This is a genomic window from Streptomyces sp. LHD-70, assembly GCF_031157275.1.
In the GTDB taxonomy this organism is placed as follows: domain Bacteria; phylum Actinomycetota; class Actinomycetes; order Streptomycetales; family Streptomycetaceae; genus Streptomyces.
Genome location: NZ_JAVIFW010000013.1, coordinates 171,207 through 196,679 on the forward strand (window position 1 = coordinate 171,207; position 25,473 = coordinate 196,679).

A 25,473-nucleotide genomic window follows, 5' to 3' on the forward strand; every position below is an offset into this window, starting at 1 on the left:
TGCGAAAGGCCCCTCATGCGATCAGCGCAGCCACGTCTCAGCGTCGTCGTGCCCATCTACAACGTCGAGGACTATCTGGAGGAGTGCCTGCACTCCGTCGCGCGGCAGACCCTCGCGCCCGAGCACGGCATCGAGGTCGTCCTCGTGGACGACGGCTCCACCGACGGCAGCACCCGCATCGCCCGCGCCTTCGCGGCGGACGACCCGCGCTTCCGGTACGTCCACCAGGAGAACGCCGGCCTCAGCGCCGCCCGCAACACCGGCGTACGGCACACCTCGCCGGACTCCACGTATCTGGCCTTCGTCGACAGCGACGACATCGTGCCGCACGACGCGTACGCGCGGATGCTCGCCAGCCTCGACGGCACCGGCTCCGACTTCGCCACCGGCAACGTGTGGCGCCTGGGTGAGCGCGGCCGGCAGCAGGCCTGGCAGTACAAGTGGCTCACCAGGGCCGCCCGCCGCACCCACATCACGCGCGACCCCGCCCTGCTCTCCGACCGGGTCGCCTGGAACAAGGTGTTCCGCAAGGACTTCTGGCTCCGCCACGCCCTCACGTTCCCCGAGGGCAAGCTCTACGAGGACACCCCAGTGATGATCCCGGCGCACTTCCTCGCCTCCTCCGTGGACGTGCTGCGCGAGCACGTCTACTACTGGCGCGTCCGGGAGGGCTCGATCACCCGGCGGCGCAGCGACGTCAAGGGCGTCACCGACCGCATCGCCGCCTGCCGAGGCGTCAGCGCCTTCCTCGCCGAGCACTTCCCCGAGCAGAAGCGCACGTACGACGTGTCCTGTCTGCGCGACGACTTCGTGTACTTCCTGGAGGGGCTGCCGATGGGCGGGCCCGAGTACCGCGCCGCCTTCCTCGACGGCGCCGGGGCCTTCCTGGACGAGGCCGATCCGTCCGTGGTCGCGGACCTGCCGGTCGAGCTGCGCGTCAAGTGGCAGCTGGTGCGCGAGCGGCGCCTCGACGACCTGATCGGCCTGTGGGAGTGCGAGCAGCACAGCGGGACCGCCTTCCACGTCCGCGGCCGCCTGCGCCGCACCGCCGCCCACCCCACCCCGGCCGGCCCGCCGCTCGCCGTCGACTCCTCGCTCACCCGCCTGAAGCGCCGCGAACTGCCGGTCGTGGCACGGGTGTCGGAGACCTCCTTCGACGCGCAGGGGCGGCTGCGGATCAGCGGCTACGCGTACGTACGGAATCTGGAGGCGGCCCGCCGGGGTCAGACGATCAAGGCCGGGCTGCTCAAGTCCTCGCGGCACAAGGGCAGGCTGCGCACGGTCCCGACCCGGACCGTCGCCGCCCCGCGGGCCACCGAGGACTCCGGGCAGCGGCTGCACGACTACGACCTGTCCGGGTTCGAGATGACCCTCGACCCGAAGAGGCTGAAGACCAGGGGCCGTTGGCGGCCGGGGAACTGGCAGCTCGGCATCGTCGTCGCCGGTCACGGGCAGCTCCGCCGCGCCGCCGTGCGCGCCGTCGACGGCCCGGCCGCGCAGTCCGTGGTGCGCGACCTCGGCGACGGCACCCGGCTCGTCCTCGCCTTCAGCAACGGCCGGCTCGTCCTCAAGGTGCAGACGTACGCGGCCCGGATCGAGCAGCACGCGCGCGTGGGTGAGGACGTGCTGCTCACCGGGCGGCTGTACGGCGGGCTGCGGCCGACCGGACTGCACCTCAAGCACAAGCACTCCGACACCGAGATCACCTGCCCGGTCACCGTCGACGGCACCGACTTCACCGCGCGCGTGCCGCTGCCCGAACTGGAGGCCGTACCGCCCGCCCCGCACCTCGCGCCCCGCGAGGTCGAACCGCGGCCGGGCGACCGCTGGCAGGCCAACCTGGTGCTCGCCGACGGCTCCCTGAAGTCGGTCGCCGCTCTCACCGACCTGCCGCCCGGCCGGTACGCGACGGGCGCGGGCCGCGAGCTGTGCACCACCGCCAACGACACCGGGCAGCTGGTGGTCGAGCTGACCCGGCAGCCGATCGCGGACACCGTGCTCTGGTCCGACGACGGCGTCCTGGAGGTCGAGGGCAGCCTGGCGGCGGCGAGTTGGGGCGAGACGGAACTGGTGCTGCGGCACAGCGCGCGCGGCGACGAGGTCACCGTGCCCGTCGAGCGCACCGACGACCGCTTCCGCGCCGCCTTCCCGCCCGCCTCGGTGCACGACGGGCTGCCGCTGCGCGCGGGCCGCTGGTACGCGTTCCTGCGGGAGACCGCGCCGGGGCCCGACGTGGGCGAGGTGCACGCGCGCGACGGCATGCCGGTGCGGCTGCTCACCTCGCTCTGCGCCGAACTGCCCCGCAAGCAGAGCATCGACGGCCGCGAGTACGCCGCCGACCGGCGCTTCGGCGACCGGCTCCTGATCGAATCGGGCCCGGTCCTTCCCCCGGCCGAGCGGGGCGCGTACCGGCGCGAGCGGCTGCGTACCGAGCACTACGCACGGCAGCGTGAACTCCCGCTCCGGGAGGCGGTGTTGTGGTGCGACGGCGGCTCGCCGCGGGCCGTCCACGAGGAGCTGGTGCGGCGCGGCGTGGAGATCGACCACCTGTGGGTCACGGACGACGGCCGGACCCGCGTACCGCCCGCCGCGCGCGGAGTGGAGCGGCACAGCGCCGACTGGTACGAGGCGCTGGCCCGCTGCCGCCGCATCGTCACCGAGGACCACCTGCCCGACTGGTTCGAGCGCCGGGACGGCCAGACCGTCGTGCAGACCTGGCACGGCTCCCCGCTCAAGCGCATCGGCACCGACCTCACCGACACGCTCTACGCCGACCACGGCCACCTCGACGCGCTGCCGCGCCTGTCCGCCCAGTGGAGCGTCCTGGTCACGCCGAACCGGTACGCCATCCCGCACATGACCCGCGCCCTGCACTACGAGGGCGAGATCCTGCAGGCCGGATCGCCCCGCAACGACCTGTTCTTCGCCGAGGACCGCGAGAAGGTCGCCGACCGCGTCCGCACCGAACTCGGCCTCGACGAGGACCGCCGCATCGTCCTGTACGCCCCCACCTACCGCGACCACCTCGCCCACGCGCGCGGCCGATTCCGCTACGAACCCACCCTGGACTCAGCCGAGTTGGAGCGGCAACTGGGCGCCGACCACACCCTCCTCGTCCGCCGCCACCCGCTCGCCTCCGGCCGTCTCACCGGCGCCCGCGCCCCCTTCGTACGGGACGTGAGCGACCACCCGCAGCCCGCCGAGCTGCTCCTGGTCGCGGACGTCCTGGTGACCGACTACTCGGCCCTGATGTTCGACTTCGCGCACACCGGGCGGCCGATGCTGTTCCTCACCCCGGACCTGGAGCACTACCGGGACACCCTGCGCGGCTTCTACGTCGACCTGGAGCGCCGCGCACCCGGACCGCTCCTGCGCACCACCGCCGAACTCGCCGCAGCCCTCGGCGACTTGGACAGGGTCGCGGACCGGCACGCGGACGCGTACGCCACGTTCCGGCAGGCGTACTGCGACCTCGACGACGGCCGGGCGGCGGGCCGGGTCGCGGACAGGCTCCTGCGGTGAGCACGACCGCCCCGGCCGCCTCGCGTACCGAAAACCGTCACTACGCGCGCGTGGTGCGGGGCGCGACGGCCGTGTTCGGCGGCCACCGCTCCCTGCGCCCGAGCCCCTACCTGGTCTTCGGCACCCTCTTCTGGGTGCTTGTCTCGGCGGCCGCCTGGCGGGTGCCGATCTGCTGCGACTTCGGCCAGCACGCGGCCGTCGTCGAGCGCCTCAAGGCCGACCTCCTGAACCCGGCCCACCCGACCGTCGCGCTGCCGGGCGACGGCAGCGCCTACTACTCGCCGTACGCCGTCATCCAGGGCGCGTTCGCGCAGCTCACCGGGCTCGCGGGCTGGCAGGTCGTCAAGCTCACCGGCGCGGTCAACCTGATCGTCCTGCTGACCGGCCTGAACCGCGCCGTCAAAACCCTCACCACGCGCGCGTGGGCGCCCGTTCTCGCCCTGGCCTTCATGGTGCTGCTGTGGGGCACGCGGATGGCCTGGTGGTCCGGGTACCTGGGCCTGATGTCGCTGACGGGGCACCTGCCCTTCCCGTCGACGTTCGGGATCGGGCTCACCTTCTGGGCCTGGGCGCTGACGGCCCGCCTGGCGCGCTCGGGCGGTTCCCCTCGGGCGTACGCGGGACTCGGCGCGCTGTGCGGACTCGTGCTGCTCGTGCACCCGATCTCGGCGGTGGCGGCGATGACCGGCGTGCTCGCCTTCGTCGTCGGTCGGCAACGTGACTGGCACGCGCGCGTGGTGGGGTGTTGGGCGCTCGCCGGTGCGGTGGCGATTCTGGTCGCGCTGGTGTGGCCGTACTACAGCGTGTTCTCACTCGTCGGCGACCAGAGCGTGCACGGCATCCACGAGCAGCTCTACTCCGAGATGGAGGCCCGCTTCTGGCTGGCCCTGATCGGCGTACCGGTGCTGTGGCTCCGCCGCCGGAGGGACCGCCTCGACCCGCTGGTCCTCATGTTCGCGGCGGAGGTCCTGGTCATCGCGTACGGCTGGTTCAGCGGCCACTACACGTACGGCCGGATCCTCGGACTCACCCTGGTCCCCCTGCAGTTCGCGCTCGCCGTGGAGCTGGCCGAGCCCCGCCCGTGGCCCGTGAGCCGCCGCTTCCTGGCCCAGGCGGCGGCGGTCGGCACGGCGCTCGGCTTCCTCGTCCACGGCGGCGCGGTGGTGCCCCGCTCGGTCGACCCGATCGGCTTCGACCAGCCGCCGCGCTGGCCGCAGTACGCGTGGGCGGCGCGGCGGATCGCCCCCGGCGAGGTGGTCCTCACCGACGGCTACCGCGCGTCCCGCTCGCTGCCCGGCTACGGCCCCAACCTGGTCGCCCCCGCCTGGCCGGACGCGTCCCTCCCGGAGCCGGAACGGACACGGCGCCAGGACGCCGTCCACCGCTACCTCGCCGATGACTCGACCCCGGCCGAACGCGCCGCGATCGTCCACGAGTACGACGTCCGCTGGCTCCTCCTCTCCCCCGACCAGAAGGCGCCGAGGGAGGCGGTGGTGGTGGCTTGGGGTCCGGAGACGGGCGAGGTACTGGCACGCGTGCCTGGCGATCCCGGCCGGGGAAAATCCAGCCCGGCCCGGGGAAAAACCAGCCCGGCCGGCGCTTGAGGACGAGGCCGGAGGCCGACAATCCAGCCCGTCCGGCGTTTGAGGACGAGGCCGGAGGCCGATGGGGGTCTGGGGGCGGAGCCCCCAGGTGCCGAGCCCCGGACCACGGCAAGTGGACGTCGACGTAAGACCTACTCCACCGGCGGCCAGCCGACCGGCTTCTCCGGCGGCCGCCGGAGGTAGTGCCGCAGCACCCCGCTGCGCGTCTGGTACTCGTCCCGCAACAGGAACTCCTCGTTCACGACGGTGAGTTTCGCCCGCTCGGTCGCGCTCTTCGGGTTCCACTCGGCACTCGCCGCGTACGGCTCCGCGAGCAGCCACACATGCTCCAGGTTCGCGAGCCGCCGCCGCAGTTCCGCCGGGCCGGTCTCCTCGCCGTACAGCGTTCCGGAGGCGGCGGCGGTGCGCGCGAGGGCGATGTCGTTGGTGTTCCGGAACTCGTGCGGGTAGGCGAGCGCGGTGCGCCGCCCGACGGACGGCAGGTAGAGCATCGCGTCGCCCGGACCGATCCGCTCCGCCACGAGCTGGGCGACCGCCGCCGGATCGTCGGGCCGCTGCTCCGTCGTACGGTCGTCCCGGTGCAGCGGCAGCTGCCAGCAGAACGCGAGGCCGAGGACGGCCGCCCCGAAGACCGCGCCGCCCGCGCGGCGACCGGGCCGGGAGCGCATCATCCGTACGCCACGGGCGATCCGCTCGGCACCCGCGGCGGCGCACAGCGGCGCACCGGCGAGGGCGAAGAACAGGTAGCGGTCGTGGTGCAGCGGCGTGTACTGCGAGGCCGCGAGGAGCACCAGCGGAGGCAGCACCATCAGCGGCATGGCGACCGCGTTGAGCGAGAGCCGGCCGGTGCGCTCCAAGGGCGAGTTGAGGGAGACGCAGGCGAGCAGCAGGGCCGCGGTGAGCACGAGTTCCGTCGGCCCGGCGAAGGCCTTGAGGAGGGAGGCGGAGCCGCCCTCGTCGGAACCCGCGAGCCAGGCGGCGTGCTCGCTCTGGCCGAGGGTGAGCCGGGCCAGCGGCAGCAGCACGGTGAGCGCGGCGCAGCCGCAGACGGCCCAGTTGCGCCAGGCCCGCGGGTCGAGCCGCTTCCAGGAGAGCAGCAGCGTGACGGCGTGCGCGAGCAGGATCAGCGCGGCGAGCTGGTGCAGCAGGACGGTCACGGTGACGACGGCCCCGTACAGGCACCAGTCCTTGACACGGCCCTGCCGCACGGCCCGGACGAGGAGCAGCGTGGCACCGGTGACTCCGGCGGCGACGAGGGCGTAACTGCGGCCCTCCTGGGCGTAGTACCCGGTGAGCGGGGTGGCCACGTAGAGGAGTCCGGCCCAGAGGCCGACGCGGGGGCGGGCGAGGCGGACGCCGAGTGCGGCGATCAGGGCGGCGGTGGCGGCGCCGGCGAACACCGACGGCAGCCGCAGGGCGACTTCGCCGGGGTGCACGGCGAGCACGGCGTGCATCAGGAGGTAGTAGAGGCCGTGGACGGCGTCGGCGCTGCCGAGCAGCCGCACGATCTCGGGGAGCGAGCGGGTGGCCACCTGGTGGGTGACCCCTTCGTCGCGCCACATGGATTCGCGGTCCAGGCCCCAGAGGCCGAGGAGGAGCATGGCGGCGGCGGGAACGAGCACGGCCGTGGCGGCCGGCCTGGCGGTGAGTGCAGCCCATGCGGTGCGGATGTGGCCCGGCGCGGCGGCCGTGGCGGACGGTCCGGCAGCGAGGGCCGCACGAAGAGTCGTGACGTGCATGCGCCACAGTTTGTGCTATTAACTCACCGATCCTGTGGATTGACGGCGCCTCAGATGGTTTGTACGACCTACGCTGCCCTCGATGACCACGACACTCATGCCGCCGCCCGCCACGCCCCCGGCCGACCGCCGCGCCACCGTCCGAGCCCTGCTGGCCCTGGTCACGGCCTGGGCGGCGACGCGTGCCGTGATGCTGGTCCTGCTCGCCCGGGACGGCCGCCACCCGCTCGGCGTCGGCGGCATCGCCCGCGAGGTGCACGAGCTGTACTTCCACTGGTTCGGCGTACTGACCGAGGGCGGATTCCCGCTCGACGACCCGCTCTGGCAGTACCCACCGGCCGCGGGCCCGGTGCTGCTCTCCCCCGCGCTGCTCCCCGGGCTCAGCTACTTCCAGGGCTTCGTGGCCCTGGCCCTGCTCGCGGACGCCGCCGTCGCGGTCGCGCTCGCCGGCGCGGGGCGCCGTCCGGGGCGCAGCCTCGCCGGGGCCGCGCTCTGGGTCGGCGGTCTGCCGCTGCTCCTGCACATCCCGCTCGCCCGGTACGACGTGCAGGTCACCGCGCTCGCCGTGCTCGCCCTGCTGTGCGTGGCGCGCAGACCTCGCGCGGCCGGGGTGCTCGCCGCGCTCGGAGCCCTCGTGAAGGTCTGGCCCGCGCTCGCGCTGCTCGGCACCCCGCGCGGGCGCACCACGCGCGCGTCCTGGGCCGCCGCGCTCGCCGCCGCCGCGGCGCTGCTCCTCGTCCTTGTGGCCGCCTTCGAGCACCCCTTCGCGTTCCTGCGCCAACAGGGCGGCCGGGGCGTGCAGATCGAGTCGCTCGGCGGCACGGCGCTCGCGTTCGCGCGGCTCGCGGGACAGCCCCTGCACGTCGAGTACCGCTTCGGCGCGATGGAGTTCACCGGCCCGTACGTCACGGCCGTCGCCCACGCCTCGCTGCTCGCGACGGTGCTGGGCGGCGCGGCACTGCTGCTCTGGCGGGTGCGGGCCCGGCGCTGGACGGAGGCCACGCCCTTCGACGCGGCGCTCTGCGCGGTGCTCGTCTTCACGGTCACGAGCCGGGTGATCAGCCCGCAGTACCTCATCTGGCTGCTCGGCCTCGCCGCGGTCTGCCTCAGCTCCCGCGCGACCAGCCAGCGCCCGGCCGCGGCCCTGGTCACGGCCGCCGCGGCGGTCACCACGCTCGGCTATCCGCTGCTGTACGAGGACGTCATGGCCTCCACCTGGACCGGCACACTCGTCCTGTTCGTACGGAACGTCCTGCTCGTCACAGCCGTCTTGCTGTCCTGGCGGGGGCTCTGGCGTTCCACGGTCTCCGCCCACCCTCCACGCGGGACTCCACTTCGGACTGCCACGCCCACCAAACCCCGCTAGTCGGACAATTCCTCGTAAGGGCTAAAATTCCGACCTATGAACAGCGCTCCGTCTCAGCAGCCCCAGGTGTGCGTCGTCGTCATCGGATTCAACGACGCGGCCCATGTGGCGGACGCGGTGCGCTCGGCGCTCGGCCAGGGCGCCGCGGTCCGCGAGGTCATAGCCGTCGACGACTGCTCCACCGACGAGAGCCCCGAGCTCCTCGGCCGCCTCGCCGCCGAGGACCCGCGCCTGAGACTGGTCCTGCGCAGCGCCAACAGCGGCGGCTGCGGCACCCCGCGCAACGACGGCATCGACGCCTGCACCTCGCCGTACGTGATGTTCCTCGACAGCGACGACATCCTGCCGCCCGGCGCGGTCGACACCCTGCTCACCGCCGCCACCGAGCACGGCACCCAGGTCGCCGCCGGCCGCTGCGTCCGCCGCGAACTGCCCTCCGGGCGCGAAGTCCCCTGGCAGCCCGAGCTGTACGACTCCCCCGCGATCGTCGACCGCCCGGAGAAGCGGACCCGGCTCGTCCACGACACGCTCTGCGTCAACAAGCTCTACCGCACCGACTTCCTCCGCGAGCACGGCATCCGCTTCCCCGACGGCCGGTTCGTCTACGAGGACTTCGTGTTCACCGCGCGCGTGCTCGCCGCCGCCCCGCGCCTCGCGCTCGTCCCCGACACCGTCTACATCTGGCACGTCCGCCGCGCCGCCGCGAAGCTCTCCCTCTCCCTGGACCGGGCGGGCGTCGCGAACTGGCGGGCCCGCGTGGAGGCCCACCGCCAGGTCGTCGAGATCCTCCTCGACGCCGGTGAGAAGAAGCTGGCCCGCGCCGCCCGCGCCAAGTTCCTCGACCACAGCCTGCGGATGTACGCCAAGGAGCTGGACCAGCGCAGCGCCGAGTACCGCCGCGCCTGGTGGGACAGCACGCGCGCGTACCTCCAGACCTTCGACGACGCCGACTTCGCGCTCGCCCCCGCCCCCGGCCGGGTCATCGGCCGTGTCGTCCTGGCCTCCCCCGAGCCCGTCGACCTGAACCGCCTCAAGCAGGTCGCGGCCGGCCCGGCCCGCCTCGTCCCGCCGTACGCACAGGCCGCCGACGGGACGCCCGTCTGGTCCGAGCAGCTGCCCCAGGTGACGCTCGACCACCTCCTGGTCCGCCCGATGCGGCTGCTCCCGCTGGCCGTCGACGCCGAACTGCGTCCACGCGCGCGTGCATCCGCACTCCGGCTGCGCCTGCACGAGCTGTACGGCAGGGTGGCCGCGGCCGAGCCGACCACCGTCGACGTCGAGCTGCGCCACCGCGACAGCGGCCGCTGCGGCCTCCGCCGTACGGCGGCCTGGTCCCCGGAGTCCGGCGGGGCCGGCTGGACCGCGCTGCTCCTGGTCGACCTGGCCGCGCTCGACACCGGGGTGTGGGACGTGAAGGCGCGGGTGCGCTTCGCCGACGGCACGGCGCGCGACACGACGGTGCGCGCGGTCGAGGGCGCGGGCCTGCTGCGATCCGCCGCCCGCCCGCACCCGCGCCGCGGCGTGCTGCTCGTACGCCCGTACGCCACCACCTCAGGCAACCTCGCGCTACGCCTCTCGGTCGGGACGCGCAGCGCGGCGGGCATGCTGCGCCGGAAGGCGGTACGGCTGCTGACGTCGGTCGGACTCAGGCCGTCCGACGGATAATTCAGCCCGTCCGGGGGCACCTCCCAGCGCTAGCTGGGGGAGTTCGAGGACGAGCCCGAAGGGCGATCGACGGCGCCCGAGTCGCACGCACCGACCAAGACCGCGGAACCCCGGCCAGGGCCCACGCGTTACCGTCACACCACCACAAACATCGCACGCGGAACAGGGTGACCATGACCTGGCTGATCACCGGCGGAGCCGGCTACATCGGGGCGCACGTCGTCCGCGCCATGACCGAGGCGGGCGAGCGGGCGGTCGTCCTGGACGACCTCTCCACCGGATTCGCCGAGCGCGTCCCCGAGGGAGTGCCGCTCGTCCAGGGCTCCACCCTCGACCGGGCGCTGCTCGACCGCGTCATTGCGGACCACGGCATCACCGGCGTCGTCCACCTCGCGGCGAAGAAGCAGGTCGGCGAGTCCGTGGAGCAGCCGCTGCGCTACTACCGCGAGAACGTCGAGGGCCTGCGCACCCTCCTCGAAGCGGTCACCGACGGAGGCGTGCCCAGCTTCGTCTTCTCCTCCTCCGCCGCCGTCTACGGCATGCCGGACGTCGACCTCGTCACCGAGGAGACCCCCTGCACGCCGATGAATCCGTACGGCGAGACGAAGCTCGCGGGCGAGTGGCTGGTCCGGGCGGTCGGCCGGGCGCACGGTCTGTCGACGGCCTGCCTGCGGTACTTCAACGTGGCGGGCACGGCGGCCCCCGAGCTCGCCGACACCGGTGTGTTCAACATCGTCCCGATGGTCTTCGAGCGCCTCACCGCAGGCGAGCCCCCGCGCATCTTCGGCGCCGACTACGACACCCCGGACGGCACCTGCGTCCGTGACTACATCCACGTGGCCGACCTCGCCGACGCCCACGTGGCCGCCGCCCGCAAACTGGCCACGGCCCCCGGCTCCGACCTGACGGTCAACATCGGCCGCGGCGAAGGAGTTTCGGTGCGCGAGCTGATCGACCTGATCAACGACGTGACGGGGTACGGCATCGCCCCGCAGGTCGACCCGCGCCGCCCAGGCGACCCGGCGCGCGTCGTCGCCTCGGCCGAGCGGATCTCCGCGGAGCTCGGCTGGAAGTCCCGGCACGACGTACGCGCGATGATCACGTCGGCGTGGGCGGGCTGGGTGCTCCGGCACCCGGAGGCCGCGCGCGGCTGACCCAGCAGCACATGCACAGCCCAAGGGGGCGCCGGGTTCACGGAACCGGCGCCCCCTTCGCGTACCCGCTACTTCCTCACAGCGCCCGCAGCCCCGCGGCCGTGGCCGCTGCCAGCCTGCCCAGGTAGCCCTTCGGCAGGTCGGCCCGCACGACGACCGAGCGCCAGTAGAGCGGGCCCGAGACCAGGTCGAGGGCGAGGTCCTCGTCGATGCGGGCGCGCAGTTCGCCGCGGGCGACGGCGGCCTGCACGATGCCGCTGGCCACGCTGTGCTGCCCTTCGCGCAAAGCTTTCTGCAGGGCCTGGGCGATCTCCGGGTTGCGGGCCGCCTCCGCTTGCAGGTCCGGGATGATCTGCCCGGCCACCGGGTGCTTCAGGGCGCGCGACGTGACCTCGTAGAGCAGCCGCAGGTCGCCTTCGAGGCTGCCCGTGTCCGGCGCCGGGAGGCCCTGCACCGCCACCGCCGAGACCAGGTCGAGGACCAGGTGCAGCTTGGACTTCCAGCGGCGGTAGACCGCCGTCTTGCCGACGCCCGCGCGGCGCGCGATGCCCTCGATCGACATCCGTGCGTAGCCGACGGCGGCGAGCTCCTCGAAGACCGCGGCGCGAATGGCCTCGGTCACATCCTCACGGAGTACGGCGGCGCCCGCGGGGGCTCTGCGGCGGGTACCACCGGGGCTTTCAGTCATGGCACCAGCATAGGACGGGACGACGAAACGGTTGCGTTCCGACGTCGCGGCGCTCTACCCTCGGCGTGACGACGATACGGGTCCGTCCCGACGTTGGTCCCGACGTAAGGAGCCGGTCGGCAGTGAGTCAGACGCTGGACACCCCCCAGACACCCGCGCCCGCACAGACGCCCGCGCAGGCCCCCCTCGACGCCGCAGCGCTCGCCGCCCTGCACGGGCTCTCGGTCAGCAACGCGCGCCCCTCCCTGCCGCAGTACGTACGGCAGTTGTGGGCCAGGCGGCACTTCATCACCGCCTTCGCGACCGCCAAGCTCACCGCGCAGTACAGCCAGGCGAAGCTCGGCCAGGTCTGGCAGGTGATGACGCCGCTCCTGAACGCCGCCGTCTACTACTTGATCTTCGGGCTGCTGCTCGGCACCAGCCGGGGCATCGAGGACTTCGTGCCGTTCCTGGTCACCGGCGTCTTCGTGTTCACGTTCACGCAGAGCTCGGTGATGGCAGGCACCCGCGCGATCTCCGGCAACCTCGGCCTGGTGCGCGCCCTGCACTTCCCCCGCGCGTCCCTGCCGATCTCGCTCTGTCTGCAGCAGCTCCAGCAACTGCTGTTCTCGATGGCCGCCCTCGCCGTGATCCTCCTCTGCTTCGGGGTGCCGCCCGCCTGGTCCTGGCTCCTCGTGGTCCCGGCCCTGGCGCTGCAGTTCGCGTTCAACACCGGGCTCGCGCTGGTCATGGCGCGGCTCGGCAGCCGGACGCCCGACCTCGCCCAGCTGATGCCCTTCGTGATGCGCACGTGGATGTACGCCTCCGGCGTGATGTTCAGCATCAAGAAGGTGCTCCCGGAACAGGGCGTGCCGGAGTTCGCGAAGGTCCTGCTCGAATGCAACCCGGCGGCCGTCTACATCGACCTGGTGCGGTACGCCCTGATCGACAGCTTCGACGCGGGCCAACTCCCGTACGGCATCGGGGCGATGTGGGCGCTGGCGCTCGGCTGGGCCGTGGTCCTCTGCGCCGGCGGGTTCATCTACTTCTGGAAGGCAGAGGAGACGTACGGCCGTGGCTGACACCCTCATCGAAACCGCACCCGAGGCCGGGGCGGGCACCGAGCCCCGCACGCCCACCGTCATCGCGGACGGCGTCGACATCGTCTACCGCGTCACCGGCACCGGAGCCGGCCGCGGCAGCGCGACCGCCGCGCTCAACCGCATCGTCCGGCGCGAGAAGCACGGCAAGGGCGGGGTGCGCGAGGTGCACGCCGTCAAGGGCGTCTCGTTCACCGCGTACAAGGGCGAGGCCATCGGGCTCATCGGCACCAACGGCTCGGGCAAGTCCACCCTGCTCAGGGCCGTCGCGGGCCTCCTCCCGACGGAGAACGGCCGGATCTACACCCACGGCCAGCCCTCGCTGCTCGGGGTCAACGCGGCCCTGATGAGCGATCTGACCGGCGAGCGGAACGTCATGCTCGGCGGCCTCGCGATGGGCATGTCCCGCGAGCAGATCCGCGAACGGTACGACGGGATCGTGGAGTTCTCCGGCATCAACGAGAAGGGCGACTTCATCACCCTGCCGATGCGCACCTACTCCTCCGGCATGTCCGCCCGCCTCCGCTTCTCCATCGCCGCCGCCAAGGACCACGACGTCCTGCTCATCGACGAGGCCCTCGCCACCGGCGACCGCAAGTTCCAGAAGCGCTCCGAGGCCCGCATCCGCGAACTGCGCGCCACCGCCGGCACGGTCTTCCTCGTCAGCCACAACAACAAGTCCATCCGCGACACCTGCGACCGCGTCCTGTGGCTGGAGCGCGGCGAACTACGCATGGACGGCCCGACGGCCGAAGTCCTCAAGGAGTACGAGAAGTTCACGGGCGCCGGGAAATAGCTCCCCGGCGCCCGGTGGGAGATCCCCGGCGCTCCGGGGAGGGTGGGGCTCAGCGCTCAAGGAACGCGAACAGCTCCTCCCAGCGGCGCACGATCTCGTCCGTCGTGTACCGCTGGATGTTCTGCCGCGCCAGCTCGCCCATCTTGTCCCGCAGCTCCTTGTCGGACATCAACGTGTCCAGCCTGCGGGCCAGTTCACCGGTGTTGCCGAGCCCGGCGAGCAGCCCGTCCTCGTCGTCCTGGACGATCTCGTGCACACCCGGCGCGCAGTCGAACGCGGCGCACGGCACCGCAGCCGCCATCGCCTCCATCAGCGCAAGCGGGAAGCCCTCGCCGCGCGAGGACTGCACGAACACCGAGCCGCCGCGCAGCGCCCCCGGCACATCGCCGGTCCGGCCCATCCACTCCACCGAGCCGTCCAGACCCAGGTCGGTGCACTGCCGCTTGAGCTGCTCCTCGTCCTCGCCGGAGCCGTAGATCCGCAGTGTCCAGTCCGGGTGCAGCGGCGCGACCTCCGCCCAGGTGTCCAGGAGCATGTCGATGCCCTTCTGGTCCTGCAGCCGACCGATGCTGGTGACGACCTTCTCGGTGCGCGGCGAGGGCACCTCGGGCATGAAGGGCAGTGGGTTCGGCATGTACGACGCGTTGTCCATGCCGCCCTTGCGTATCCACAGGTCGGCGTCCTCCCGCGTGAGCGCGAGCATCCGGTCCACGTTCTTGTAGAACTTCCGCACCCGCCAGTAGCGCGAGGAGGCGCGCGTGTACGCGTACGACTCGTGGCTCATGCCGATCACCGTCAGGCCCGTGGTGTCGGCGAGCCTCACCCACTCCATCGCCCACACCTGCGTGGCGATCACGACGGCGCCGGGCCGCGCCCGCCGGAACAGCGCGGTCAGCTTCGCCGCCTGCTCGTGCATGCCCGCCTCACGCGCGGCCCGCAGGCGTCGCTCGGCGATGTTGAGCCGCCCCTTGATCCCGCGGGCCGGGCCGACGCGCGGCGGGTGCTCGTCGTAGAGCGTCGTCGTCGCGTACGGCAGGTCCGTGCCGATGTCCTGCGGCTCGGCGGGCTCGGTGATGCCGATGACGTGCACGCGGTGGCCGCTCTCGGTGAAGAGGCGGGCCATCTGGTGCGACCAACTCGTGACTCCGCCCAGCTCGTTGACGCTGTTGCTGACGAAGTAGACGTCCCGGTCCCGGTGTCCGGTCTGGGTGCTCATGCACGGCTCCAGTGGGAGAAGAACTGCTCGACGATGCTGCGGGCGGCGGTCCCCTTGTCGTACTCGCCGAACTCGGCCACGAACCGCCCTCGCTCCGGCTGGTACTTGGCCTCGTCCTCAGCCAGCGACTCCAGCGCTCCGTACAGCTCGTCCTCGCTCCGCACGACCGGGCCCGGCGCACGTTCGAGCAGGTCGAAGTAGGTGCCTCGGCCCTCGTGCACGTACTCCTCGTAGTCGTACGCGAAGAACAGCATCGGGCGGTCCAGGAGCGCGTAGTCGAACATCACCGAGGAGTAGTCGGTGATCAGCGCGTCGGACAGTTCCATCAACGGGTTGACGTCGTGCCGGGCGGAGACGTCGATGACTGTGCCGCGCACGGACGGCGGGAGCACCACGTGGTTGAGGTAGTGCGAGCGCACCAACAGCACGTACCGGTCGCCCAGTTGCTCCGCGAACCGCTCCACGTCGAAGGGCAGCTCGAAGCGCTGACTCCGGCCGCCCTGCTTGCGGAACGTGGGGGCGTAGAGGAGGACCTGCTTGTCCTCGGGGATGCCGAGCTCGGCGGCGAGCGGCCCACGGGTGCGGCGCCCCTCGGCGGCCTCGCGCTCCCTGGCGTGCACCAGTGCGTCGTTACGCGGATAGCCGACGCGCAGCAGTGTCCTCTCCTGCAGCCGGAACGCCTTGGCGAGGGTCCGCACATCGTGCTCGGAGCGGATCAGGAACCGGTCGAAGCGGTTGAGGACCCGCTGCTGCTCCTGCTGCCGCGCCTGCGACCTGAGCTTCCAGGCCGGTTCGTCGAAGCCCATCCGCTTGAGCGCGGAGCCGTGCCAGGTCTGGAGGTAGGTGGTCCCGGGCCGCTTGGTCAGCTTCAGCGGATAGCTCTGGTTGTCCACCCAGAACTCCGCCTGCGCCAGGGCCTTGAGGTAGGGCAGCGACCAGCGGCGGACGAGGGTGGCGTCGGCGGGGAAGCCCTCCGGGGACCCGGCGTACGACCAGACCGCCTCGAACTCCAGGCCCTGGCGGCGCATCTCCTCGTAGATCGCCTTCGGGCTGTCGCTGTACTGCTTGCCGAGCTGGCTCTCGAAGACGACCAGGCCCTTCTTCACGGGCAGCCGGCTGAACACCTCGTCGTACACGCGGATTCTGGTCTCGCCCGAGGTGAGCTTCTTGCGGATCTGCTTGGCCCTGCGGAACCCGCTCTTGGCGAGCTTGCCGGGGCGCCCCCGGATGCCGCGTACGACGAGTTCGTGCACCCGGTCCTTGTCCTCGACGCGGTCGCGCGTGACAAGGCGGAAGCAGAGGTGGCCGCGCTGCGACACCTCGGGCTCGACATGGTCGGCGACAAGGCGGGTCAGCCGGGGCCGCACCGGAAGCAGGCCCTGTGCCGGCTCGGGCTCACCCGCGGTGAGCCGGGTCGTGGTCCGCACCCCGTCCACGTCCAGCTTGAGCCGTACGTCCCACACCTCGTCGACGATGCCGAGCGGGCGCAGCTTCCCGGCGAGGTCGGCCTCGGCCTCCCAGTTCACGAAGGCCCCCTCGTGGCGCAGCTCGGCCACCGGGAAGCGGAAGCTCTGCAGGCTGCGGCGGCGGGCGCTGAACTCCAGCTGTCCGGTGAGCCGCGCGCCCTCGGGGATCACGCCGAGCGGGTTGACGATCCGGCCGCCGAGGCGGACCGTGCCGCCGCGCTCCTCGTAGCCGGTGAGGGCGTTGCGCAGGAACATCCGGTCGATGGTCCTGGTGTGGTACCCGAGGTCGGTGACGTCCAGGACGTGCCGCCCGAAGGCGTCGTCGAGATGCTCCGCGCACCAGAAGACGTGGCCGTCGCGCTCCACGAGCGGGGCGGAGATCTTGTCGCGGTTGGTGAGGGTGTCGACGGCCGGGAGCAGGTTGTCCCAGTCGTTCTCCCGCAGCAGATAGGCGCAGACGGCGTGGATCGGCTGTACCTCGTCGTAGGCCTCGGGGGCGAGCGAGGTGAGGTAGTCGCGGGCGATGCCGGCGAACTCCTGGCGGTAGGAGTCGTCGCGGAACGGCAGGTCGCGCAGGTGGAGCACGAGGTCGTGCTTGAGGAACTTGACGTCCTTGGCGAGCTTCAGCTCGGTCAGTCCGCGTTCGGCGAGGAGCGCGTCGATGCGGCGGTGGATCTCCATCCGGTGCACGAAGTTGGTCATCTCGTGCCGCCTGTTGGAGATCGACTTGGCGGCCGCCTTCTCGTACACGTGCCAGAAATACACCTGGTTGGGTATGAGGCTGATGCGGTCCGCGGCGACATACGCCTCGGCGATGAACATCAGGTCCTCGTAGAACATCCCCCTGAGGAACCGGAGTTGGTTCTCCATGAGGAACGCGCGGCGGTACATCTTGTTCGTGGAGAGTGTGTCCCACGCCAGCAGGTCCGGCAGCTCGGTGACCGACTCCAGGACCTGGGTGCGCGCGTAGAGCCAGGGGTACCACTCGTCGCGCTTCTTGCTCCGGCGGTCCAGATGCAGGCGTACGCAGAGGCCCGAGACGATGTCGGAGCCGTCGCGCTCGGCGGCCTCCAGGAGGTTGCGGCAGGCGTTGCATTCCAGGACGTCGTCGCTGTCGAGGAACATCACGTACCGGCCGCGGGTGTGACCGATACCGACGTTGCGCGGCTCGCCGCACCCGCCGCTGTTCTCCGGCAGCTGGAAGGCGCGCACCCGCTCCGGGTTCTCGGCCGCGAGCCGCCGCGCCACCTCGTACGAGCCATCGGTGCTGCAGTCGTCGACGATCACGATCTCGACGCCGCGCAGGGTCTGGTCGAGCACCGACCGCACCGCGGCCGGGAGCCGGGCCTCGTCGTTGTAGACGATCACGACGACGGAGACGTCTGCTTCGACGCCCGGGCCGGCCTCGGTGTCGCGCTCAGCGATCAAACCCATGCGTTCCTCCAGGCAACCTGCACCGCTCGTTCAACATCCTCTCGATTGTCCGACATGCCCGGTACGCGGGCCCGCGTACGTTGGCCCGTTCCGGCGACAGGAGTCAAATGTGCCATACCGGTGAATTCGTAAAAATTTGGGGTCTAACCGGGCAGATGAATCGCGGGCTGGGCACACGACAGGGCGCCCCGGCCTGAAACACGACAGGGCGCCCCGGCCTGAAGTTCAGGCCGGGGCGCCCTGGTGGCTGCCGGAGGTGGGTGCGGACTCAGCCGTGCGTACGCAGCAGCGTCCTCATCGTCCGCATCGCCACGGACAGGTTCGCGAGGTCGAAGTCGTCCGAGCCCTGGATCTCGTCGAGCGTCGCCTTGGCGCGGCCCAGGATCGCGGCGTTCTGCCCCTCCCAGGCCTTGTAGCGCTGCTCGGGCGTCGATGTGCCGTTGCCCACCGCCAGCACATCCGCGGTGAGGGCCGCATGCGCCGCGTACAGATCCTCGCGGATCGCCGCACGCGCCATCGACTGCCAGCGGTCACTGCGCGGCAGCGCGCTGATCCGGTCCATGAGCTGGGTGATCTGCAGACGGTCCGCGAGGTCGTAGTAGACCTCGGCGACCTCCAGCGGCGCCTTGTCCATCCGGTCCGCGATCAGCACCACGTCCAGCGTCGGGAACGCCGACGAGAAACCGGATACGCGCTGCGCCAGCTCCTCCGGCACTCCGGCGCCGGTCAGCTCCTCGAAGATCCCCTGGTACCAGTCCAGGTCCGCGCCGCGCACCAGGTTCGGCAGCTCCGACCAGACCTGCGTCACGCCCTCGCGGAAGAACTCGATGGTCTCCGCCAGGTCGATCGGCTGCGGCCGGTTGTTGAGCAGCCAGCGCGTGCCGCGCTCCACCAGGCGCCGCGAGTGCAGCCTGATCCGGGTCTGCACATCCGCCGCCACGACGTTGTCCAGCGCCTCGACCGCGTCCCAGAAGTCGCCGAGCCCGAAGATCGCGCGGGCCGCGGTGTGGGCGCGCACCACCTCTTCGAGCGAGGCACCGGTCTCCTCACGCATCCGGTGCAGGAAGCTCGTACCGCCCGAGTTCACCGTGTCGTTCACGAGGACCGTCGTGACGATCTCCCGGCGCAGCGCGTGCGCGTCGATCTGGTCGAGGAACCGCTCGCGCAGCGCCGTCGGGAAGTACGCGTGCAGCAGGCCCTGCAGGTACTTGTCGTCCGGCAGATCCGTGCCGAGCAGCGCCTCCGCGACGGTGATCTTCGTGTACGCGAGCAGCACCGCCGTCTCCGGCTGCGTCAGGCCGAGCCCGGCGTTCAGGCGCTCCCGGATCTGGCGGTCGGTGGGCATGAACTCGAGGGAGCGGTCGAGGTGCCCCTCGCGCACCAGCGTGCGCAGGAAGCGCTGCTGGGCGTGGACCATGCTCGACGACTGCGCCAGAGCGTTGGCCAGGGCCGTGTTCTGTGCGTAGTTGTTGCGCAGGACCAGGCGGCCGACCTCGTCGGTCATCTCGGCGAGCAGCTTGTTGCGCTGCTTCACCGTCATGTCGCCGTCCGAGACCACGGAGTTGAGAAGGATCTTGATGTTCACCTCGTGGTCGGAGGTGTCCACGCCCGCGCTGTTGTCGATCGCGTCCGTGTTGACCCGGCCGCCCGCACGCGCGAACTCGATCCGGCCCAGCTGCGTCAGACCGAGGTTGCCGCCCTCGCCGACGACCTTGACCCGCAGGTCCGCTCCGTCGACCCGGATGGCGTCGTTGGCCTTGTCGCCGACGTCGCCGTTGGACTCGGCGCTCGACTTCACGTACGTACCGATGCCGCCGTTCCACAGCAGGTCGACCGGCGCCTGCAGGATCGTCTTCATCAGCTCGGCCGGGGTCATCTTGGAGACGCCCGACTCGATACCGAGGGCCTCCCTGATGTGCGCGTTCAGCTGGATGGACTTGGCGCTGCGCGGGAAGACGCCGCCGCCCGCGGAGAGCAGCTCCTTGTTGTAGTCCGCCCAGGACGAGCGCGGCAGCTCGAAGAGCCGGCGCCGCTCGGCGTACGAGGTGGCCGCGTCCGGCTTCGGATCGATGAAGATGTGCCGGTGGTCGAAGGCGGCGACCAGGCGGATGTGCTCGGAGAGCAGCATGCCGTTGCCGAACACGTCACCGGACATGTCACCGACGCCGACGACCGTGAAGTCCTGGTTCTGCGAGTCGTGGCCGAGCTCCCGGAAGTGCCGCTTCACGGACTCCCAGGCACCGCGCGCGGTGATGCCCATGCCCTTGTGGTCGTACCCGGCCGAACCGCCGGACGCGAAGGCGTCACCCAGCCAGAAGTTGTACGACTCCGCGACCTCGTTGGCGATGTCCGAGAAGGTCGCGGTGCCCTTGTCGGCCGCGACCACGAGGTAGGTGTCCTCGCCGTCGTGCCGCACCACGTCGTGCGGGGGCACGACCTCGCCCGCGACCATGTTGTCGGTGATGTCGAGCAGGGCCGAGATGAACGTCTTGTACGAGGCGATGCCCTCGGCGAGCCACGCGTCCCGGTCCACGCTCGGGTCGGGCAGCTGCTTGGCGACGAAGCCGCCCTTCGCGCCGACCGGCACGATGACGGTGTTCTTCACCATCTGCGCCTTCACCAGGCCGAGGATCTCCGTACGGAAGTCCTCACGCCGGTCGGACCAGCGCAGACCGCCGCGCGCGACCTTGCCGAAGCGCAGGTGCACACCCTCGACACGGGGCGAGTACACCCAGATCTCGTAGGCCGGCCGCGGCTCCGGAAGGTCCGGGATCGCCTTTGGGTCCAGCTTCATGGAGACGTACGTGTGCGGCTGGCCGCCGCCCGCCTCCTGGAAGAAGTTCGTCCGCAGCGTCGCCTTGATGACAGTGAGGAAGGACCGCAGGATCCGGTCCTCGTCGAGCGACGCGACCTGGTCGAGCGCGCCGTCCAGCTCTTCAAGGAGGCCGTCGATCAGCTCGGTGCCGGCCCGCTGCCGGTCCGGCGACATCCGCGCCTCGAAGAGGCTCACCAGGAGCCGCGTGGTGTGGACGTTGTTATGGAGGGTGTCCTCCATGTAGTCCTGGCTGAACGTGGCGCCCGCCTGCCGCAGGTACTTGGCGTACGCGCGCAGCACCATCGCCTGCCGCCAGGTCAACCCGGCGCCCAGGACGAGAGAGTTGAAACCGTCGTTCTCGGCGAGCCCGTTCCAGACGGCGGCGAAGGCCTCCTGGAAACGCTCCCGCGCGTCGTCCGCGAGGTAGTCCCCGTTCCCGGCGGCCCTGGGCATGCGCAGACCGAAGTCGTAGATCCACGCCGTCGTGCCGTCGCTGACGCGCAGCTCGTACGGCCGCTCGTCCACGACCTCGCAGCCCAGGCGCTGCAGCACGGGCAGCACCGCGGAGAGGGAGACCTGGCCGCCGGCCCGGTAGATCTTGAAGCGCCGCTCGCCGGGTCCGGCGCCCACGGGCTCGTAGAGGGAGAGCGCGAAGTCCTTCGGGCTCTGGGCGAGTTGCTCGACCCGCACCAGGTCGGCGACCGCGCCGCGCGGCGTGTGGTCCGCCTTGTAGCCCTCCTGGAAGGCGTTGCTGTAGCGGCGCAGCAGCTCGGCGGCGCGCTCCTCGCCGCACTCGGCGGTCAGCGCCTCCGCGAAGCCGTCGGCCCAGGAACGCGCGGCCTCGACGAGGCGGGCCTCGATGCGCTCCTTGTCGGCGTCTGACAGCTGCGGCAGCTCGGTGCCCGGCGTCACACGGACGACGAAGTGCAGCCGGGAGAGGATCGACTCGGTGTTCCAGGCGGTGAAGTCGACGCTGGTGCCGCCGAGCTCCTCCTTCAGGATGTCGATGATCCGCAGGCGCACACCCGTGGTGTAGCGGTCCCGGGGCAGGTAGACGAGCGCGGAGTAGTACCTGCCGTACTCGTCCTTGCGCAGGTACAGCCGCAGCCGGCGGCGCTCCTGCAGGTAGAGCACGGACGTGACGATGGAGCGCAGCTCGTCGGCCGGGGTCTGGAAGAGCTCGTCACGCGGGTACGTCTCGAGGATCTGCAGCAGGTCACGGCCGTCGTGGCTGTTGGGCGAGAAGCCGGCCTGCTTGAGGACCTCGGCGACCTTGCGGCGGATCACCGGCACGCGACGCACGGACTCGGTGTACGCGGCGCTGGAGAACAGGCCGAGGAAGCGGCGCTCACCGACGACGTTGCCTTCGGCGTCGAACTTCTTCACGCCGACGTAGTCGAGGTAGCTGGGGCGGTGGACCGTGGCGCGGCTGTTGGCCTTGGTCAGGACGAGCAGCTTGTGCTCGCGGGCCTTGGCCCGGGCGTCGGCAGGCAGCCGGTTGAAGGAAGGGCTGACCGGGTGGCCGTGCACATCCTCGCCGCTGTGCTGCGGGTCGGAGCGCAGGATGCCGAGGCCGGTGCCGGGGACGGCGCCGAGGGAGTCGTCCTCGTTCAGCTCGTACTCGCGGTAGCCGAGGAACGTGAAGTGGTCGGCGGCGAGCCACCTGAGCAGCTCGCGGGCCTCCTCGACCTCCTGGTTCTGCAGGTCGTCCGCGGTCGGCTCGCTGGGCAGCTCGTCGGCGATGCGCAGCGCGGCGTCGCGCATCTTCTCCCAGTCCTCGACGGCCTCGCGGACGTCGGACAGCACCCGGAGCAGGTCGTTGGTGATCTGCTTGAGGTCGGCCCGGTCGGTCTCCCGGTCCATCTCGACGTGGATCCAGGACTCGGTGAGCGTGTCGTGCGCATCGTCGGGCGCCCCGGCCGGGAGCACCTCGACGAGCTTGCCGGTGAGGTCCCGGCGCACGACGACCTGCGGGTGGATCACGACGTGGATGCCGCGGCCCTGGCGGGAGAGCTCATTGGTGACCGAGTCGACCAGGAACGGCATGTCGTCCGTGACGACCTCGACGACGGAGTGCGAGCACGTCCAGCCGTTCTCCTCGACCGTGGGCGTGTGCACCCGGACGTTGGCCGTGCCCTGCGGGCGCTCCTCCGCGAGGCGGTAGTGCGAGAACGCTGCACCGAAGATGTCGACCGGGTCGCGGTCCGCCAGGTCTTCCGGTGCGGTGTGCAGGTAGTAGCGCTGGAGGTACGAGAGCACTGTGTCCTCGTCCGGACGATCTCCCGTATTGGCCCCCGTCGGAAGTTGCCCCCCGACCGGGCTGTTCTCAGCTACCCGGGCAGCCCGTGTGAGCAGCTCGGCCTTTGCTTCGTCCAGCTTGGTCTGCATGTCCTCTGGCTCCTGTCGCGCGCCGTTGCGTGACGTTGAAGGAAGTGATTTTTACGCCGGTGTGGCGAGCAAGCGCACTACGTGGAGACACGGGGATTCCGGTCCCCGCCGACGCTATGCCTTGGTGAGATGTGACAGGGGCGGTCTCGGCCATTTTCGGCTGCGTGCCCCGAATCCGAAGCGCGACAATCGCCCGGGCACGCCGACGTACCGGGCACGGGCCGGGGGCTGCACTGCCCCCGAGGGATATCGCGCTGATCACGGGTCAAGGCTATCTCCCCCCACCAGGCCCCCGTCATGGGCTGTATGTGTACAAAAGAACGGTCATTACTTTGACACTCTGGACAGGGACAACACCCCCTGGTTCATGCGTCGGCCCTCCGTGCCCCCTCCTCAGTGCCATGACCCACTTGGCAAATCGCCGCCGCCGGTGCACGTTGGCAGGACAGGCGCCGCTCCGCGCGAACGCCCTCCCGACCAGGACCACGGACCGGCGCACCACATGGTTCACGCCAAGGGAGCGAGCGGCCATGGCAGCAAAGATTCTGATGGTGACCGGTGACGCGGCGGAGTCCCTCGAGGTGCTCCACCCCTATCTGCGGCTGCGCGAAGAGGGGTACGACGTGCACATCGCCGCGCCCGCCCGCAAGAAACTGCAGCTCGTCCTCCACGACTTCGAGCCGGGCTTCGACACCTACACCGAGAAACCCGGCTACACCTGGCCGGCCGACCTCGCCTTCTCCGAGGTCGACCCCGGGGCCTATGTCGCCCTGGTGATCCCCGGCGGCCGCGCCCCGGAGTATCTGCGCAACGACCCCGAGCTCCGCAAGATCCTCAAGGCGTTCTTCGACTCGGACAGGCCGATCGCCCAGATCGCGCACGGTGCCCTCCTCACTGCTGCCATCGGCGGCCTGGTGGGCCGCAGAGTCACGGCCTTCCCGGCCCTTGAACTGGACATGCAGGCGGCCGGAGCGACGTTCCAGGACGCGGACACCGTGGTCGACGGCACCCTCGTCTCGGCCCGTGCCTGGCCGGACATCTCCCGCTGGATGCGGGAGTTCATCAACGTGCTGCGCGCCAAGGCGCCGGTGACGTAGATCCGCGGCCCCGTTGATCCGTGGAGCCGCGGCCGCGTGGATCCACGCCTGTGGACCTGTGGACCCGTAGGCCAGCCCTCCAGGCCCGTCGGCCGTGCGGTCAGCTGGTCACCCCGCGGGCTCCCGTCACGCGGGCTCAGGCCGCGAGCCGGGTGGCCTCCTGGACCGCCTCAGCGAGGGTGTCCACCACCGGCACGCCCGCCACGGCCAGGCTGGCGCGGCTGTGCGAGCCGCCGGTGTAGAGCACCGCGAGCGCCCCCACGTGCGCCGCGGCCACCGCGTCGTCCACCGCGTCCCCGATCACCACCGTGCGGGCCGGGTCGACGGTCGAGGCCAACGCCGCGATGTGCCGCTCCATGTGCCCGGCCTTGCCCTCGGTGGAGTTCCCCACGCGGCCGTCGACGCGTATGAAGTGGTGTTCGATGCCGTGTGTGCGCACGATCGGCAGCAGGCGGTCGTGCGGGGCCAGGGAGCACATCGACTGCGTGAGCCCGGACGCCTGCCAGTCGGCGAGCAGCTCACCCGCCCCTTCGGCGAGCCCCGCGCTCTCCGCCAGGATCCAGTAGTGCCGGTGGAAGGCCTCGTCCATGACTTCCCACTCAGCGTCGGTGGGCAGGCGGCCCATGAGCCGCTCGTAGAAGCGCGGCACCGGCACGCAGTACAGCTCGCGGTACCGCTCGAGCGTGATCGGCGGCAGGCCGATCTCCTCGAACGACGCGTTGGTGGCCCTGATGACCACGTCGATGTCGTGGAACAGCGTGCCGTTCCAGTCCCAGACGATGTGCGGTGCTTGCTGCTTCCCCATGCCCAAGACGGTACCCGCAGGACGCGATCCGCCTCCAAGCCTGTGGATAACTCGACGCGACTCGACATAAGTCCTGCTCAGAGCCCGAATGGAGTCACGCCGACCCAGCGCCGGACAGGTCGGCCGCGGCTCAGTCCACGATGTTCGGGATCTCCTGCGTGGCGAACCAGAGCAGTTCGTGGTCCTCCGCCCCGTCCACCGTGAACTGGGCGTCGTCGTCCCCCTGGTCCGCCGCACCCAGGGCGTCTGCCGCGGCCCGTACGTCGGCCTCGGCGTCGTCGGAGTCGACGTGCACCGCGGCCGCCTTCGCCAGCGGCACGGCCCGCGCCAGGCGCACCTCGCCGAGCGTGCTGACGGCAAGCCCGTGGTCCGGGTCCACTGCCGCCTCGGCGTCCGGCACGTCCACGGCCACCACGACCCGCCGCCGCGCAGCCCCGCGGCTACCGGCGAGCATCCGCAGGGACGCGGACGCAGCCCGGTTCAGCGCCGCGTACTCCAGCTCCTCGATGTCGTCCGAGACGTACCACTCGCGCAGCGCGGGCGTCACCGCGTAGGCCGTCAGCGGGCCGGGGCCCAGCTCGCCCGCCTCGTGCGCCTCGGCGAGCGCGGGGAGGGTCAGGGGTACGTAGACGCGCATGG

15 protein-coding genes are annotated in these 25,473 nt (G+C 71.3%); 8 read left to right on the forward strand and 7 right to left on the reverse strand.

Annotated features, from left to right (window positions below):
* The first annotated feature begins 48 nt into the window (after positions 1-48).
* Positions 49-3,522: a CDP-glycerol glycerophosphotransferase family protein gene (locus tag RCO28_RS25425; protein ID WP_308943589.1), complete on the forward strand. Its 3,474-nt coding sequence runs from the start codon at positions 49-51 to the stop codon at positions 3,520-3,522.
* Positions 3,519-5,126 (forward strand): hypothetical protein, encoded by a 1,608-nt coding sequence (locus tag RCO28_RS25430; protein WP_308943590.1) that lies wholly within the window; start codon positions 3,519-3,521, stop codon positions 5,124-5,126. Before RCO28_RS25425 ends, RCO28_RS25430 begins: the two co-directional genes overlap by 4 nt.
* Before the next feature lie 131 nt (positions 5,127-5,257).
* Here the strand turns inward: RCO28_RS25430 and RCO28_RS25435 are convergent, their stop codons facing one another.
* Entirely contained in the window at positions 5,258-6,865 is a 1,608-nt protein-coding gene (locus RCO28_RS25435; protein WP_308943591.1) for a glycosyltransferase family 39 protein, read from the reverse strand.
* An 82-nt stretch (positions 6,866-6,947) separates the two neighbouring features.
* Here RCO28_RS25435 and RCO28_RS25440 point away from each other — a divergent pair, with 82 nt between their 5' ends.
* From RCO28_RS25440 to galE, 3 genes are all read left to right on the forward strand, one after another.
* Positions 6,948-8,231, forward strand: coding sequence for a glycosyltransferase 87 family protein (locus tag RCO28_RS25440; protein WP_308943592.1), 1,284 nt, complete (start codon positions 6,948-6,950; stop codon positions 8,229-8,231).
* Between the two features lie 36 nt (positions 8,232-8,267).
* Positions 8,268-9,896 carry a glycosyltransferase family 2 protein gene (locus RCO28_RS25445; protein ID WP_308943593.1) on the forward strand — a complete coding sequence of 543 codons (1,629 nt, stop codon included), beginning with the start codon at positions 8,268-8,270 and terminating at the stop codon, positions 9,894-9,896.
* Positions 9,897-10,069: 173 nt separating this feature from the next.
* A complete protein-coding gene (galE, locus tag RCO28_RS25450) occupies positions 10,070-11,050 on the forward strand; it encodes a UDP-glucose 4-epimerase GalE (protein WP_308943594.1) in 981 nt (326 codons plus the stop codon).
* A 76-nt stretch (positions 11,051-11,126) separates the two neighbouring features.
* Here the strand turns inward: galE and RCO28_RS25455 are convergent, their stop codons facing one another.
* On the reverse strand, positions 11,127-11,738 hold the full coding sequence (locus tag RCO28_RS25455; protein ID WP_308943595.1) for a TetR/AcrR family transcriptional regulator: 612 nt from the start codon (positions 11,736-11,738) through the stop codon (positions 11,127-11,129).
* 122 nt (positions 11,739-11,860) lie between these two features.
* On the opposite strand from RCO28_RS25455, the gene RCO28_RS25460 reads away from it, so the two are divergent.
* Positions 11,861-12,799 carry an ABC transporter permease gene (locus RCO28_RS25460; RefSeq protein WP_308943596.1) on the forward strand — a complete coding sequence of 313 codons (939 nt, stop codon included), beginning with the start codon at positions 11,861-11,863 and terminating at the stop codon, positions 12,797-12,799.
* Complete coding sequence (locus tag RCO28_RS25465; RefSeq protein ID WP_308943597.1) at positions 12,792-13,613, forward strand: ABC transporter ATP-binding protein; 822 nt, start codon at positions 12,792-12,794, stop codon at positions 13,611-13,613. The genes RCO28_RS25460 and RCO28_RS25465 overlap by 8 nt, the downstream gene beginning before the upstream one ends.
* A gap of 49 nt (positions 13,614-13,662) precedes the next feature.
* Here RCO28_RS25465 and RCO28_RS25470 read toward each other — a convergent pair whose 3' ends face one another.
* The 3 genes from RCO28_RS25470 to RCO28_RS25480 all read right to left on the reverse strand — a co-directional run bounded on the left by RCO28_RS25470 (position 13,663) and on the right by RCO28_RS25480 (position 22,932).
* The gene (locus tag RCO28_RS25470; protein WP_308943598.1) at positions 13,663-14,829 is read right to left on the reverse strand and encodes a glycosyltransferase; all 1,167 of its coding nucleotides are present in this window, start codon (positions 14,827-14,829) and stop codon (positions 13,663-13,665) included.
* Positions 14,826-17,729, reverse strand: a complete 2,904-nt coding sequence (locus RCO28_RS25475; protein WP_308943599.1) for a bifunctional glycosyltransferase family 2 protein/CDP-glycerol:glycerophosphate glycerophosphotransferase — start codon at positions 17,727-17,729, stop codon at positions 14,826-14,828. Before RCO28_RS25475 ends, RCO28_RS25470 begins: the two co-directional genes overlap by 4 nt.
* 268 nt (positions 17,730-17,997) lie before the next feature.
* On the reverse strand, positions 17,998-22,932 hold the full coding sequence (locus tag RCO28_RS25480; protein ID WP_308943600.1) for an NAD-glutamate dehydrogenase: 4,935 nt from the start codon (positions 22,930-22,932) through the stop codon (positions 17,998-18,000).
* Between the two features lie 530 nt (positions 22,933-23,462).
* Here RCO28_RS25480 and RCO28_RS25485 point away from each other — a divergent pair.
* Positions 23,463-24,029 (forward strand): DJ-1/PfpI family protein, encoded by a 567-nt coding sequence (locus RCO28_RS25485; protein ID WP_308943601.1) that lies wholly within the window; start codon positions 23,463-23,465, stop codon positions 24,027-24,029.
* Between the two features lie 136 nt (positions 24,030-24,165).
* Here the strand turns inward: RCO28_RS25485 and RCO28_RS25490 are convergent, their stop codons facing one another.
* Together RCO28_RS25490 and RCO28_RS25495 are read right to left on the reverse strand one after the other, a co-directional pair.
* Positions 24,166-24,834, reverse strand: a complete 669-nt coding sequence (locus RCO28_RS25490; RefSeq protein ID WP_308943602.1) for an HAD family hydrolase — start codon at positions 24,832-24,834, stop codon at positions 24,166-24,168.
* A gap of 130 nt (positions 24,835-24,964) precedes the next feature.
* The gene (locus RCO28_RS25495; protein WP_308943603.1) at positions 24,965-25,471 is read right to left on the reverse strand and encodes a DUF6912 family protein; all 507 of its coding nucleotides are present in this window, start codon (positions 25,469-25,471) and stop codon (positions 24,965-24,967) included.
* Between the last annotated feature and the right edge of the window lie 2 nt (positions 25,472-25,473).